Source organism: Parashewanella hymeniacidonis (assembly GCF_016900895.1).
Classification (GTDB): Bacteria; Pseudomonadota; Gammaproteobacteria; order Enterobacterales; family Shewanellaceae; genus Parashewanella; species Parashewanella hymeniacidonis.
On sequence record NZ_JAFEUN010000039.1, the window covers coordinates 22,579 to 37,731 of the forward strand.

The following is a 15,153-nucleotide window of genomic DNA, read 5'->3' on the forward strand; positions in this document are numbered from 1 at the left end:
AAATTCCATTATTCTTCTATCCATGCTCTTAATTTCCTGTTAATTCCATGCTACTCATTCTTTTAGTCCAGCAGCCTGAACCATCAGGAACCAATTCAATTATTTCTATTTTTTGCTCAGCAACATTTGCTACTTTACCATGGTATAAACCTAAATACTGACCCTTACCAACCCGATAGACGCTACCATCAGTGGTTTCTACGAGTGCCCAAATTTTCTTGTTTTGAGAAATTGTTCCTCGCATTTTTAAATTATCGAGAGCGTAAGTTTCCAAGCGGCTTTTACGTCTTTGTAAGTCGGGTTGTAAACAATTTTTCTTGGGTTCGATAACTTCTTCAGTGAGTTCTCTAGAAGGTGGAATAAAAGGACTACGTATTAATTCAGCTTGATAGGCATAATGCTCAAACTTCGGAGCCTCTTTTAAAGGAGGAATATGAGCCACATGCTGAGCTTTTGTTGTTGTGACAAAAAGTTCTAAGTCTGAACGATCATTACTGCATGCCGTGAGTCCAAATAATAGGAAAATAGCTATGAGTACCCGCATTAGCCTTTCCCCTTCTTCTTATTTGAAACACTGTCTCCAACTTCTTTAAATCGGTATGTTTTTGCGAAAATTTCCATTTGGAGAAGTTCAGACTTTTCTTTTTTAACCGAAAAATCGTGCAAACTCACAATACGAGGTAACTTAGCAATATTACTGATCATATTGCCAATCTCGTGGTAATCACCTACTACTGAAATTTTAATTGGCAGCTCGACGTAAAAGTCTTGTTGAACAGGATCTTCCCAATTTAAACTGTTGATCCTTAACCCTGCATCAGTCGCTACAAAAGTCAGATCATCTAACAGCCCAGGCATTTCATTTTTTGAAGGCAACATTTTTAGTAATTCAGAAAATTGCCCCTCCATCTCACTCAACTGCTCACGATAAAGCTTTAAATTCGCAGCCATTTGGTACTTTAACTTAAAGTCATTTCTTAATTGAGCTTCTTTACTTTGCATCCTGTCTAATGCACTTAGCTCATCAGAAATAAAGAAAAAATAACTCCCAATAAAAACTAAAATGGCTAGAATCGCTGCAAAGACAACTTTAACTTGTCGTGGCCAAGCACCTATATTTTCAAAATCTAAGTCATTGAATTGTTCGAGATCTAATTTCATTTCTTGACCTCTTTATTCTTTTTATTTCGATCGTTAGCTGCGCTCATGATACTGATCTGCATCGTGAACTTTTGAAGAAGTCTGGCGTTATTTTCACCTAACTTTACCTGTTGAGGGGTAGAGTCTCCGAGCCATTCTGAAGATTCTATTCTTCTCATCATATTGGTTACATGATTATTTGACTCACTCAGTCCTTCAACAAAAAGCATGTCATCTTCTTTTTCTATATTAGAAAAATATATTCCTGCTGGAACGACTCGAACTAACTCATCTAAAATATGAGTTGGTAAATTTCTAGATTGCTGAAGATCAAGAATGATATCTGTACGACGCTCAATATCTTTTTTGCGTTCAGTGATCGAACGAATTTCTTTAATTTGACTTTCTAACAATGATATTTCTGAAGTGAGATAAGCATTACGTTGACGCTGCTCGTTTTTGAGCATGTCGATAAACCCAAGAGCTGCATAAACGACTATGCAAGAAACAATAAATACCAGAGCTAATACTCCGGTATAGTCCCTTTTCCTTTTTTCCCTAGCCTCTTCACGCCAAGGCAGTAAGTTTATGTTCGCCATTGTGCATAACTCCTTAATGCTAGGCCAAACGCAACCATGTACTTCCCTATATTATTTTGCAGTATCTCAGTATCTTTATCGTCCGCAGATAGACAACCTTTAAATGGATTTGCAATTATGGTTTGGGTACCTAATTCACTCATGATGACATTGGCAATGCCTTCAAGTCGTGCAGTGCCACCTGAAAGTACAATATAATCGACGTTTTCTTTGCCGCTGGAAGTACAGAAAATCTGTAAAGTACGTTTTATTTGTTGCAGTAATTGAGTTTGAAAAGGAGACAGAACTTCAAACATATAATCTCGTGGAAGTTCACCAGTCACTTTGGCTTTTTCTGCATCTTCATTAGTCATGCCGTAAAATGATTGTATTGATTGAGTAAATTGTTCTCCGCCAAACGTTTGCTCACGAATAAACGTTGTTTCACCTTTTTCAACAGCAGCAAAAGTTAAAATGTTTGCACCAATATCGATCATTGCAACCACTTTATCAGATGCCCCCTCAGGTAATTGATCAACGATCAACTCGAATGATCGACCGAGTGCATACCCTTCTACATCAATCACTTTTGCTTCAAGGTCAACTTGATCTAAAGCATCAATTTTAGCGTCAATATTCTCTGTTCGACATGCGCTGAGCAGAACATCAACTTTACTTGGATCGGCTGAGTTAACATTTAATGTTTCGAAATCAATACTGACTTCATCAAGCGAATATGGAATTAAGTTATCAGCTTCGATTTCAATTTGTGACTCCATGTCTTCTTCACTCAGTGAAGCATCCATGTAAATCACTTTTGTCATCACTGCAGAACCGGAAACAGAAGCTGCTGCATACTTAACTGATTTTGGGAAGCGTCTTTTTACAATTGATAAGGCTTCTGAAACTGATTCTTGTTCACGAATGTCGTGATCAACAACAGCTCCTTTTCGAAGAGGTACTGAAATGTGGTTTACAATCTTAAAACCATCCGTGTGTTTACTCAGCAGCACCGCTTTAATTTCATGAGAGCCAATATCTATGCCCACCATCTGCGGTGCTGACTTTGTCCATAAATTTCCGAGCATCATCCAATACCACTTTTTTAACTTATTTCACAAATAGATTAACAGAATTAAAAAATAGTTATATTAAAATCAAATAAATGTTCAATAATTATGCACTCAATAACAAACTTCTCAACCTTTTTATGTATTAAACAAGCTTTATTTCAGTAATTTATAGAAACAAAAATTTGGTTTAATATTCACTTTCTGAGCAAAAAATAATCCATTCCAAGTAAATATTATGTTAACTGCTAACATTAGCTGCGCCGTGATTGAAAGAAATTAGATAATAAAATCAATCAATTTCATCCATCCACTTTTTACAAAATAACCGTTATACTAATGCCACTTAACAATGAGTAGGGAAAATATAATAAGTGAAGTGGTTAAAGCGATTAGGAATTTTATTTATAAGCCTATGTTTGCTTGGTGTCGCTGGCATCGGCGGTGCGTATTTGTATGTATTGCCAGACTTACCTGATGTAGCTACTCTTAAAACCGTTCAACTACAGACTCCATTACGGATATACAGTAGTGACGGTAAACTCATTTCACAATTTGGTGAGAAACGTAGAATTCCACTGAACATTGAAGATATCCCCAAACCCTTGCTTGAAGCATTTATCGCAACCGAAGATGCTCGATTTTATGATCATGGTGGTATTGATCCAATTGGTGTCGTACGTTCTGCTTTAGTATGGGCATCGACAGGCCAGAAAAAGCAAGGTGCGAGTACGATTACCATGCAAGTTGCCCGTAATTTCTTCTTAACTCGCGATAAAACCATTATTCGTAAAGTTAAAGAAATTTTTATTTCTTACCACATAGAACAACTTCTGACTAAAGATGAAATTTTAGAACTTTATGTCAATCGAATTTACCTTGGACAAAGGGCTTATGGCGTTGGTGCTGCTGCCCAAGTTTATTATGGTAAAAGTGTCAATGAGCTCACTCTTCCCGAAATGGCTGTAATCGCAGGCCTACCCAAAGCCCCGTCAACATTGAACCCTATCACCTCTGCAACACGAGCGATTGCAAGACGTAATATTGTTCTGCTGAGAATGGAGGATGTTGGTTATATCTCAAAGCAGCAATACCAACAAGCCATCCAAGCCCCTAACACGGCATCTTATCATGGTGCTGAAATTGATCTTTATGCTCCTTATATCTCTGAAATGGCAAGAGATTACATGATCAACAAGTATGGTGAAGAGCGAGCCTATACCGGTGGCTATAATGTTTATACAACGATATCATCGAAACTGCAATTAGACGCTCAGTCCTCGCTTAGAGACAATGTGTATGCTTATGATATGCGTCATGGTTATCGTGGCCCTCAAGCCACTCTTTGGGATGCAACGACAGAAGATGCATCACCTTTGGATAACGAACAGATTGTAAAACAATTAAGAAAAGTAAGACCTATCCAGGATCTAATTCCTGCTGCCGTACTACATGTTAATGAACAAACGGTTGAAGTCGTATCTCGTTCGAATGAAATGCATACTTTGAGTTGGGATAACATCAAATGGGCAAGAGCGTATATTTCTGATACCAAACAGGGGCCTGCTCCCAAATTAGCCAGTGATATTTTATCTGTAGGCCAGCAAATTTGGATACGTAAAGTTGAAGAGCAGTGGCAACTGGCTCAAGTCCCACAGGTCTCAAGTGCCATTGTCACCTTGAACCCTCATGATGGTGCCGTTAAAGCACTTGTTGGAGGTTATTCATTCAGCCAAAGTCAATATAATCGTGTAACTCAGGCTCAGCGCCAACTTGGTTCCAATATTAAACCATTTATCTATACTGCCGCATTAGAGAAAGGTTATACGCTTGCGACATTAATTAATAATGCACCAATTAACGAGCCGGATACTCGTCAAGGTATCGCCTGGAGACCTAAAAATTCACCCGATGTTTATGGTGGACCTACCCGACTCCGTGTTGGCCTTGCAAAATCAATCAACGTTATGGCTGTAAGAGCCCTCAGAATGGCAGGACTTACCGCCACTCGCAATCGTTTGATCGATTTTGGCTTTTCCCCTGACGAGTTACCAAAAAACGAGTCTATTGCCTTAGGTTCTCCGTCAGTAACACCAATGCAAGTAGTCACGGCCTTCAGTACATTTGCCAATGGTGGCTACCTCGTTAAGCCTTACTTCATAAATAAGATCACTGACTCAAATGAACAGCTGATTGAACAAGCCACACCATTACTTGCTTGTGATAAACCAAAAGCTCAGCCTGAAGTTGATGATAAATGGGCTGAAACGCTTGCTGCATTGTCCGAAGAGCAAGGTATTGAAGTCCCTTCTCACCAAGAACAAGACAATCATAGCTGTAGCAATACTCTTGAGTCTCATGGCTATGCAACACCAATTATCTCAAAGCAAATCGCCTTTTTAATTCGCAGCGCTTTAAATAGCACAATAACGGGTGGCGGAAATTGGGGAAAAGGTACTGGTTGGAACGGAACAGCCTGGCGAGCACAAAGCCTTAAACGCAAAGACTTAGCGGGTAAAACAGGAACCACAAACGAATCTCGTGATACATGGTTTAGTGGTTTCAATTCGGATTTAGTATCAACAGTTTGGGTTGGTTTTGATGATCACTCTCGAGAATTAGGCAGAACCTCTTATAACAATAATGAAGGCCGAGGCCAGCTATTTGGTGCTGAGTCTGGAGCTAAAACAGCTGGACCTGCATGGAACGAATTTATGAAGCAAGCACTTAAAGGCGTGCCAGAAAATAATATCACTCCACCAGCAGGCATTATTTCGGTAAGAATTGATCGTGAAACCGGTAAGTTAACTAAAAAAACCGATTACACCTCGCGCTTTGAGTATTTCATAAAAGGGACAGAGCCCACTGAATACGCCACTGATAAAAATGATGAAAGCAACATTTTTATCGACAACAGCAAAGAAAGCGACTTGTTTCAGTAAAATTAAACTCCTCATCTAGCACCGCTAACAGGCGGTGCTTTTTTTTGACATAAACTGTCATTTTGACAGAAAAACACTTATCCTTACCCGCAATATCGAATCAGATAAATAAAATATTATTATGCTCATCTTTTTATCCATCGTTGGCGGATTTTTAATTTTAACTCTAGGCGCAGAAGCTCTAGTCCGTGGTGCGAGTACGATTGCATTACGTTTAGGCGTAGCACCTCTCGTCATTGGTCTCACCATCGTAGCATTTGGTACCAGTGCCCCAGAATTAGCGGTAAGTTTAGAAGCTGCACTTGATGGTAATAGTGGTATTGCGATTGGTAATGTTATCGGCTCAAATATTGCCAATATTGGTTTAATTCTAGGTATAACTGCGTTAATTCGCCCTATTAATGTGCAGTCGCAAATTGTAAAACGTGACATTCCATTAATGATCACTGTTACTCTTCTGTTTTGGGGACTATTGCTTGATGGTGAATTAGACATCATTGATGGCTGCGTGTTGATCGCATTACTGATCAGCTATTTAGGTTATAGTTATTACGATTCGAAAAAAACAGGACAAATAGAAGAAATTGAAACAAGCAAGGCACATCCTGCTTTATCGATTTTAATGATCCTTCTTGGTCTAATCATGCTCATTGGTGGTGGTATTATTTTTGTCGATGGAGCCGTCGATTTAGCTCGTTTATTTGGTATCAACGAAGTTATTATAGGTCTAACGGTCGTCGCAATTGGCACCAGTATGCCTGAACTTGCAACCTCAGCTATTGCAGCTCTCAAAGGTGAAAGTGATATTGCAATCGGTGGTGTAGTCGGTTCTAACCTGTTCAATATCTTAGCAGTTCTTGGTATCACAGCAACCATTCACCCAATATCTGCTGATGGATTAGAATTTGCTGATCTCGCAGTAATGTTAGGTTTATCTTTATTAATGCTTCCATTTGCCTATACAGGTATGAGAGTTAGCCGCCGTGAAGGTATAGTCCTACTACTCATCTATATTGCCTATATGTCGTATCTTGTTAACGAAGCCGTTTTCTAATCTCTATTTTTAGCTGATTGAAGGGAGCTTAAGCTCCCTTTTTTTATTTTTAAAATCACCCAATGACAAATGTCATTCGATATTGATGACCTTTGTGCCTAACAACATCCTTGTTTTCGTCCAATAATCTCACTCGACACTTATACCCATGATGCCTGAAGATGCATGTTTCAAGCATCATGGGTATAAATTAATTAACCACAAGGATTGTAACCATGAAAACTCTTTTACTTGTAACAAGCATATTAACTTCTTCGTCTGTATTTGCTCTTACTACTGAAGAAGCTATCACAGCCACTGATAATGCAATGGACACATTAAATATCCAGAAGCTTCAGCAACTCGCTACCGAGACATCTGATTACGCCAATGCTTATGCAAACTACCGCTTAGGCGTGACTGCAAACTTAACGGGTAATACTGATAAAGCTCAACTGGCGCTCTCAAAAGCGGCTGAGATTTTAGAGCAACTCAACCAATCTCAGGCTAATGCGGAAAACTATGCACTATTGTCATTGGTCTATGGCATGAATGTGTACATAGACAATAGCTTATCAGCAAGCTTAGGTATGAAGTCTGGTCAAGCATTAGAGCAAGCTCTTACACTTGAGCCAAACAACCCAAGAGTAGAGTTGGCACAAGGCATTTCTACCTTCCACAAGCCTCAAAAGAGCATTAGCTTTATCAACGCAGCAATTGCTGATTTCTCTCAGCCATGTACTGAAATCTGTTGGGGAAGTTCAGAAGCTTATGTCTGGCGTGGTTTAGCAAAACAGCAATTAGGCGACCAAGCTGCTGCCCATAAAGATTGGCAGCAAGCTTTAGCCGTCAATCCTAACAATGGCTGGGCTAAGGGCTTACTTGGACAGTATTAATTCATCATTCAAGCTAATAGTTCATTTGGGCTATTAGCCATAAGAAAAAGTAAAAGTAAAAGTAAAAGTAAAAGTAAAAGTAAAAGTAAAAGTAGAAGTAGAAGTAGAAGTAGAAGGGAAAGGGAAACAAAATGGGCACGACAAAACAAATTTCGACTGAGTTATCTCTAGAACAACATCGTCATAATTTTAAGCAAAAACGTTTCCTCGCTATGCCGCTATCAGGCACCATAGCTTGGCTTATTATTGCTGTTGGCAGTTACTTCTTTCCTGAATCTAAGCCATTTTTATTATGGATATGTACTGGTTCGATTATTTATTTTGCATTGTTTCTAAGTAAATTCACAGGCGAAGATATATTAGGACGAAAAGGCCATAAAAACCCATTTGATCAGCTGTTTCTTTTGGTTTTAGTGTTATGCATGATGATCTTCGCAATTGCCATTCCTTTTGCGCAAATTGATCATCGTTCCATTCCTTTGACCGTTGGCATATTGACTGGTTTGATGTGGATTCCCTTTTCTTGGTCGATTCAACATTGGGTAGGTTTACTTCATGGTATTGCGAGAACACTTTTAATTTTAGCAGCGTGGTACATAGCGCCTGAGCACAGCTTTACCTTAATACCAACCATTATCGTGTTTACTTACATAGTAACAATTCCAGTACTAGAGCTGCGTTGGAGGAAGTATAACAGCGATAATCAACCAATAGATGCCGTTGCTGCTTCTCACTAAGTATAAATTGCTTGATGACATCGTCTTTTTGTCATGGTAAAAAGCTATAAAAATAAGGACATACAATGAAGAAAAGTCATTCGACGTTTTTACCTGAAGACAAGTTTGCATGGGTCTACCTGGTTAACCTTATCTTCTACTTTTTACCTATGTTTATCGCTCCAATGTCAAAGCTGGATATCGTTTGGAGCTTTGTCGCACTGGCGTTATTTTTACCATTATATTTTAAGCTCTTTAGCTGTAAATCATCACAGGCTGTTATCCCGCTGAGTTTAATGTTTGTGTTAGCGGTGGTGATTACACCAATAAATGCTGGTTCACTGGCTTTTTTTTCTTACGTTGCATTTTATGCGGGCTTTCACTTTTCTTTAAAGCGTGCGGCTGGAATTTGGGGAGTCCAAGTCCTCACTATCGGCCTATTAAATTGGTATTTTTTTCCTAACTTTTTCTTTATAGCTTGGGGAAGCGTATTAACTCTAGGTATCGGTGTCATTGGTATTACTAATCGTCACCAACAAGAAAAGTTAAAGATGAAACAGCAGAGCAATCAAGAGATAAAAACGCTGGCGACGATAGTTGAACGTGAGCGTATCGCCCGAGACTTGCACGACGTAATGGGACATTGTTTGTCTTCCATCACCCTAAAAGCTGAGCTCGCCAGTAAGCTTATTGATAATCAACATTATGACCTCGCCCAAAAACATTTAAACGAATTAGCCGAGATCTCCCGAGAGAACTTATCACAACTCAGACAAACCGTATCCAACTATAAACATAAAGGATTGGAAACAACGGTAACTGAACTGTGTCAGCGCCTGAGAGACAAGGATATGCAGGTAAAACTTGATGGTGAGCTTCCTACCGCCTTATCTGCAACACAGGAAAGTCATACATGTTTGATCCTCACCGAACTGACAAACAACATGCTCAAATACAGTCAAGCCACTGAATGCCAGTTTCAATTTGAACAAAACAATGACTCAAGCATCGTTTCAATTAACGAAAATCAATCGTTAACCTCAATAAAGGAAGGCAACGGCTTAAAAGGCATTCGAGAAAGGATAGAGGACATCGGCGGAAAGTTTGAATATCAATTATCACCAGAATTGAGCTTTACCATTCAACTGCCATTAAAGGACAAAAATAATGATTAAAATTTTATTAGCAGAAGATCAAGCTATGGTGCGTGGCGCTTTGAGCGCACTATTAACCTTAAGTGGGCACTGCCAAATTACCGAAGCAGAAAACGGTGAACAGGCTCTAGCTTTATTAAAACAACAGCAGTTCGACCTTTTGTTAAGCGATATTGAAATGCCTAAAGTCACAGGCATTGAGCTCGCACAATGGGTGGCGGATAACCAACCGCAAACCAAAGTCGTCATCGTCACTACTTTTAGTCGTGCTGGTTATATTAAAAGAGCGATTGAATGTGGTGTGAGTGGTTTTTTATTGAAAGATGCGCCTTCTGAACAGCTTGTTGATGCAATCACATCGGTAATGAATGGTAAACGAATCATCGATCCAGAACTGGCGATGATGGCGATTGGTGATAAAGATCCACTCAATGATAAAGAAAGACGAGCATTACGCTTAGCTTCAGAAGGCAAATCAACCTCTGACATTGCCAGCACATTATTTATTGCCGAAGGAACGGTAAGGAACTACTTATCTGAGGCCATCAGTAAACTCAATGCCAGCAATCGTATTGATGCGGCTAGGATTGCCCAGCAAAAGGGATGGTTGTAAAGATAAAGCTCCCAAAATGGGAGCTTACTTCATCATATCAATCAGTTACCGACGCCAGTTTTTCATTTCATTCGCTTCTTTAGACAGTTGAACCACTTCAGAACGAGTCATTCTGTCTTGTAGTGCCAGCTTATCTGCTGAGAGAAAAATAAATATATTCCCAATGCCAAGCAAAGACCAAACGACACGAGCATAAGCTGCCATCATGCTGATATTTTGCCCATTAGGGTGTTGAATTTTTAATCGCCAGGTACGCATGCCTAATGTTTGCCCACTCTTACTCCAAAAGTAAGCATAAAAACTGGCTAATGTGATCGTTAAATACAACTGCCAGATCCCTTTATATAAAGGAACTGCAAGTAACGCATCAGAAACAATTTTATAGCCATGATTGTTAATTAAGCCCGTCTCAATTAATATCAAAAAAGCAATAAAACCAAAGACCACAGCAAACACTAAAACGCCAGCTGCAATCAGAGTGTCATAAACCATCGCACCTAATCGCCTCATGAACGTAGCACGGGGAAAGTTCGCATGCTCAGGGTTGATCATAACCATTATGCTTCCTCTTCCTCTCGAACAAAATGTATATGAGTAAAGCCCATTCTTAAAAATTCGGTTCTTCTGAAATCTCTTTCAGCTCGAGCCCCTTTTTTGGAAGTCATCGCTATTTGCTGCTCCATCTGTAAAAAGCGAGTTAAATCGATTCCCTCTGCTTCTGCTGCGGCCTCATACAAGTCATGATGTACAGTATAACTAAAAGGAATGGTTTTGGTTTCACCTTTAAAGGTGTAGCGAACTTGACGTGCCATATTGACTCCGAGTAATCAGTTATCGATATTATCCGAGATTGTTGATATCAATTGCAAACATAAACAACTTGTTTAATACATATAACATTTGATATTTTACTCTATTCGTCACTCGCAACAATTTGGAGGTTGCATGTTAACGTTTCTGTTAGCGCATGAAAATTGGCCTTTCGCATTCGCATTCGCTTTTGTCATTGCTTTGGGGGTATTCGAAATTTTAGCCATGCTACTTGGCTTAAGTTTATTGAGTACTATCGACGATATTTTACCTACCGAGATTGATGCTGATATCGATTCCAGTGGCGCTGAAAGTGGTATTACTGGTTTATTAGGCTGGTTATGCTTAGGGCGATTACCGCTCCTCATCTGGCTAGTTCTGACGTTAACGACGTTCTCGATACTAGGTTTTACAGGCAGTTACCTCTCCATTCATGTTTTTGAGCAATATCACCCCATCTGGACGGTCACCTCTTTAGCTGCTGGTATCACAATTATTAGTATTCATTACACTGGGAATTGGTTAGCAAATCTATTACCTAAAAATGAAACCAGTGCTATCAACCGCGATGATTTAGCTGGCAGCGTTGGCAGCATCACGCTTGGTATTGCCACTCACGAAACACCTGCTGAGGCAGTCATTAAAGACGCTTTCTTACAAAAGCATTATGTCCGCGTCATCCCCGACTCTCCTCGAGATACTTTGACTCAAGGCACATCTATCATTTTGCTTCGCCGCCAAGATAACCTCTGGTTAGCGGCAAGATACCAACAATAACAATTAATCCATAAAGGAGTTTTAATGGAAATTCAAGGACTCGAACTCAACAGTATGCCATTCGTATTTGCAGGTATGGCCATATTCGGTTTTATCATAATAGGAGTGATGTTTGCCAAACTTTATACCCGAGCAACAAAAGAGCTCGCATTTGTCAGAACCGGATTCGGTGGTGAAAAAGTCATAAAAGACGGTGGTGCCATTGTCTTGCCGGTACTGCACGAAACCATTTCCGTGAATATGAATACGCTGCGAATCGAAGTCGAAAAAACTCAAAAAGATGCGTTGATCACCAAAGATCGCATGCGTGTTGATGTCAAAGCAGACTTTTATTTACGTGTTGCACCCAATGCCGAAGGGATCTCAATGGCTGCTCAAACTCTTGGTAATCGTACCAATCGAGTAGAAGAGTTAAAAAAGTTAATGGAATCGAAGTTTGTTGACGTATTACGCGCCGTTGCTGCTGAAATGACAATGACAGAAATGCATGAACAGCGTGCTGATTTTGTTCAACGTGTACAAAATAATGTGGCTAATGATCTTGAAAAAAATGGCCTAGAGCTTGAATCCGTTTCTTTAACGGGCTTTGATCAGACCGACCTTAATTACTTCAATGAAAATAACGCATTCGATGCCGAAGGGCGTGCTCGTCTTGCTAAGATCATCGAAGAAAAGCGCAAAGAAACCAATGACATTGAACAAGAAAACCGCATTAAGATTGAACAGCGAAACCTAGAAGCCGAAAAACAATCACTCGAAATCGAAAAAAATGAGCAAGAAGCGAAACTTGTTCAACAACAAGCGATTGAATTTAAACGTGCAGAACAGCAAGCTGAAATCATTAAGCAAAAAGAGCTTAAAACTCGTGAAGAGCGTGAAGCCGAAATTGCTAAAGAGCGTGCTATTGAAACCGCTGAAATTGAGAAAAAACGCGACATTGAGACTCGTGAAATCGAAAAACGTCAGCAAATCGAACAGTCTCGTATTCAACAACAACGTGAAATTGAAGTCGCAGAGCAAGACAAGCAGATCGCCGTAGCTGCAAAGTCTGAAGAAGAATCAGCAGCCCGAGCCCGTGCTGCTGAAGCAGAAAAAACCAAAGTAGAGAAAGAAGAAGCCGTTGTTACGGCTAAACAAGTTGCTCAGGCAAATCGTCAAAAAGATATCGAGGTGATTGATGCTAAGAAGGAAGCTGAGCGTGAAGCAGTTGGTTTAATCACTCAAGCTGAAGCTGAGAAACGTGCTGCTGAAGATAAATCTGAAGCAATTCTCATTGAAGCTAAAGCCAATTCTGACGCCCTACGACTCAAGGCAGAAGCCGACGAAAAGATTTACGAAGTTGAAGCGGCTGGTAAACAGGCGCTTCACCAAGCGCAAAACGTCTTGAGTGATGAGCAAATTGAACTACAAAAATCATTAGCCATTTTACAAGCGCTACCTGAAATTGTTGCCAATGCAGTTAAACCAATTGAGAACATTGAGCAAATTAAGATCCTACAGGGCTATAACGGTGGCCAAGCAGGTTCTAATTCTGGTAAAGGTTCAAGTGGACATGGTGGTAGCTTTGCTGAGCAAGTAACTCAAGCGGCTTTAGATTATCGAGCGAATGCACCAGTAGTTGATGCTATGCTAAAAGATATTGGTTTAGTGGACAAAGCAACTGGGAGTCTTACTGATTTAGTGACAGGTGAGCATCAGTTGGCATCAAAACTTTTAAATACTCAAGAAAAAGCCTCTGAGCCGAAACTCGAAAACTCAGAATCTTTATAGCTTTATCTTAGCGACTAAATAAGCCCAACTAGTTCTTCTAATTGGGCTTATTTCCATTACGAAATCATTAATTATTGTAATTATTTTCGTTATTCACTTTGCTACATGCTTTATCTGGAACAATAAAAGCCGCTGCCATGGCTACATTACTTGCTGGGATGCCATTAACTTTGTAAGCAACTTTAAACTTTTCAAATTTGAAAGACTCCCCTTTAATTTTACCGGTAAAGTCTGAAGCCCAGTTACAAAAAGCTATCTTTAAACCGTTTATATTGCCATTCTCATCATGAGTATAATCAGACTCGAATTGCAAATGTGAATCTGTATATTTTTTGTACTGCGGATCTCCAGGTAACTTAGGCCAACCTTCTCCATCCCCTTCCGAAGGTACAGCTGGTGTAATATAAAATTTAACACCATAGTCTTCTTTATCATTATTTTTATATGTTGTTTGTTTTTTCGGATCTTTATAAGGAGTATTGGTTGTGTATAGTACTAGCGCGACGTCTTTACTGTAGTTCGCATCTACATCTTGACGAGTATCATAAACATTCAATTCAGCATAACCTGTCTCCCCCGGTTCACAATGATTAACAACGTGTATTGAGTTCAAAATAGTTGGAACTACCTGATTTGGTGTGTAATCAAAAGGGTTTGGATCAACATTAATATGCGTCTTCTGACAGATATCCCATGCAGTGCTACTAGGAACAACAACATCTTGGTTCTGTTTATTTTTACCTTCAACAAGCGTCAAAGCAAATTTTGCCGGATTTGTGGGACAACCTAGCCCTTCATAAAACCCATTTCCATCTTTGGTTGTGACTGGAGCAACATATGCACATTGCTCGCTAGTATTTACTTTTCCTATTCCACTTGCGCTTAGCTGAATAACACTGTTATTTGCTGAAACCCAAAAGCTACATAAAGTGAGTGGTAATATAGCCAATAATTCCGAGTTAACTTTCATCATTCTGAAGCCTTTTATACTGAATATTTCAACTTTGAATAATAGACCACTACATTTAGATTGCCTTATTAACTATCGTTAATCTTGTAATAAACTCAACCGTACTCAGGTCTTATTGCAAAATACAAAATAATTAAAGTCGGGGTTTCCACACGTGAACCAAACACAAATAGCGCTCATTCAACAAAGCTGGCAACAAGTTTTACCGATTAAATTGCAAGCTGCAGAGCTGTTTTATAATCGCTTATTCGAACTTGATCCAAGCCTAAAACCAATGTTCAATGGTGATATTAAAGAACAAGGTGATAAGTTAATGCTTACCTTAACTATTGCAATAAATAGCTTAACTAAACTTGAGACGTTAATTCCCGTATTAGAAGATATGGCGATTCGTCATATTGGTTATGGTGTCCAAGATGAGCACTATCAAACAGTTGGGCAAGCACTAATTGATACCCTGGCCCAAGCATTTGGTGAAGACTTTACCGATGAGCTTAAATCTGCATGGCTAACCATGTATGAAACCGTCGCAACAGTAATGATTAATGCGACCAAAAAATAAGTAACCATTCACCAGCCCCGTATTGACTTTTCAAATAAACAGTGAAACTTACTTGCGGGGTGGTACTTGTGTCACAAAACAATGGCAAGCTTGTAGTTATAAATGCCAATAAACGGGAGTTT

At 39.4% G+C, this 15,153-nt stretch carries 16 protein-coding genes; 9 read left to right on the top strand and 7 right to left on the bottom strand.

The genetic code is table 11. The features are described 5' to 3' along the window. Positions 1-28 precede the first annotated feature (28 nt). Genes JQC92_RS09665 through JQC92_RS09680 form a run of 4 tightly spaced genes read right to left on the bottom strand, consistent with a single transcriptional unit; the run spans position 29 to position 2,806 of the window. On the bottom strand, positions 29-544 hold the full coding sequence (locus tag JQC92_RS09665) for a pilus assembly protein PilP (RefSeq protein ID WP_204999460.1): 516 nt from the start codon (positions 542-544) through the stop codon (positions 29-31). Next, positions 544-1,161 (bottom strand): type IV pilus inner membrane component PilO, encoded by a 618-nt coding sequence (locus tag JQC92_RS09670; RefSeq protein WP_204999461.1) that lies wholly within the window; start codon positions 1,159-1,161, stop codon positions 544-546. The genes JQC92_RS09665 and JQC92_RS09670 overlap by 1 nt, the downstream gene beginning before the upstream one ends. Continuing rightward, positions 1,158-1,739, bottom strand: coding sequence for a PilN domain-containing protein (locus tag JQC92_RS09675; protein ID WP_204999462.1), 582 nt, complete (start codon positions 1,737-1,739; stop codon positions 1,158-1,160). Before JQC92_RS09675 ends, JQC92_RS09670 begins: the two co-directional genes overlap by 4 nt. Beyond that, entirely contained in the window at positions 1,727-2,806 is a 1,080-nt protein-coding gene (locus tag JQC92_RS09680; protein WP_204999476.1) for a pilus assembly protein PilM, read from the bottom strand. Before JQC92_RS09680 ends, JQC92_RS09675 begins: the two co-directional genes overlap by 13 nt. A 356-nt stretch (positions 2,807-3,162) precedes the next feature. Here JQC92_RS09680 and JQC92_RS09685 point away from each other — a divergent pair, with 356 nt between their 5' ends. From JQC92_RS09685 to JQC92_RS09710, 6 genes are all read left to right on the top strand, one after another. Continuing rightward, positions 3,163-5,730, top strand: a complete 2,568-nt coding sequence (locus tag JQC92_RS09685; RefSeq protein WP_204999463.1) for a PBP1A family penicillin-binding protein — start codon at positions 3,163-3,165, stop codon at positions 5,728-5,730. 121 nt (positions 5,731-5,851) lie between these two features. Further along, positions 5,852-6,784, top strand: coding sequence for a calcium/sodium antiporter (locus tag JQC92_RS09690; protein ID WP_204999464.1), 933 nt, complete (start codon positions 5,852-5,854; stop codon positions 6,782-6,784). 215 nt (positions 6,785-6,999) lie between these two features. Further along, positions 7,000-7,659, top strand: a complete 660-nt coding sequence (locus JQC92_RS09695; RefSeq protein WP_204999465.1) for a tetratricopeptide repeat protein — start codon at positions 7,000-7,002, stop codon at positions 7,657-7,659. Positions 7,660-7,790: 131 nt separating this feature from the next. Then, complete coding sequence (locus tag JQC92_RS09700; RefSeq protein WP_204999466.1) at positions 7,791-8,396, top strand: DUF7010 family protein; 606 nt, start codon at positions 7,791-7,793, stop codon at positions 8,394-8,396. Positions 8,397-8,461: 65 nt separating this feature from the next. Then, positions 8,462-9,550, top strand: coding sequence for a sensor histidine kinase (locus tag JQC92_RS09705; protein ID WP_204999467.1), 1,089 nt, complete (start codon positions 8,462-8,464; stop codon positions 9,548-9,550). Further along, entirely contained in the window at positions 9,546-10,142 is a 597-nt protein-coding gene (locus JQC92_RS09710; RefSeq protein ID WP_204999477.1) for a response regulator, read from the top strand. Before JQC92_RS09705 ends, JQC92_RS09710 begins: the two co-directional genes overlap by 5 nt. A 45-nt stretch (positions 10,143-10,187) precedes the next feature. Here JQC92_RS09710 and JQC92_RS09715 read toward each other — a convergent pair whose 3' ends face one another. Then, positions 10,188-10,694 (bottom strand): RDD family protein, encoded by a 507-nt coding sequence (locus tag JQC92_RS09715; protein WP_204999478.1) that lies wholly within the window; start codon positions 10,692-10,694, stop codon positions 10,188-10,190. Between the two features lie 5 nt (positions 10,695-10,699). Further along, positions 10,700-10,954, bottom strand: coding sequence for a DUF2960 domain-containing protein (locus JQC92_RS09720; RefSeq protein ID WP_129945671.1), 255 nt, complete (start codon positions 10,952-10,954; stop codon positions 10,700-10,702). A 133-nt stretch (positions 10,955-11,087) separates the two neighbouring features. On the opposite strand from JQC92_RS09720, the gene JQC92_RS09725 reads away from it, so the two are divergent. Beyond that, positions 11,088-11,729 (top strand): OB-fold-containig protein, encoded by a 642-nt coding sequence (locus JQC92_RS09725; RefSeq protein WP_204999468.1) that lies wholly within the window; start codon positions 11,088-11,090, stop codon positions 11,727-11,729. 54 nt (positions 11,730-11,783) lie between these two features. Beyond that, on the top strand, positions 11,784-13,499 hold the full coding sequence (locus JQC92_RS09730; RefSeq protein ID WP_239480501.1) for a flotillin family protein: 1,716 nt from the start codon (positions 11,784-11,786) through the stop codon (positions 13,497-13,499). 67 nt (positions 13,500-13,566) lie between these two features. Here the strand turns inward: JQC92_RS09730 and JQC92_RS09735 are convergent, their stop codons facing one another. Beyond that, the gene (locus JQC92_RS09735) at positions 13,567-14,472 is read right to left on the bottom strand and encodes a hypothetical protein (protein WP_204999470.1); all 906 of its coding nucleotides are present in this window, start codon (positions 14,470-14,472) and stop codon (positions 13,567-13,569) included. Positions 14,473-14,623: 151 nt separating this feature from the next. Between JQC92_RS09735 and JQC92_RS09740 the strand changes: the two genes are divergently transcribed. Further along, on the top strand, positions 14,624-15,031 hold the full coding sequence (locus JQC92_RS09740) for a globin domain-containing protein (RefSeq protein ID WP_204999471.1): 408 nt from the start codon (positions 14,624-14,626) through the stop codon (positions 15,029-15,031). Positions 15,032-15,153 lie beyond the last annotated feature (122 nt).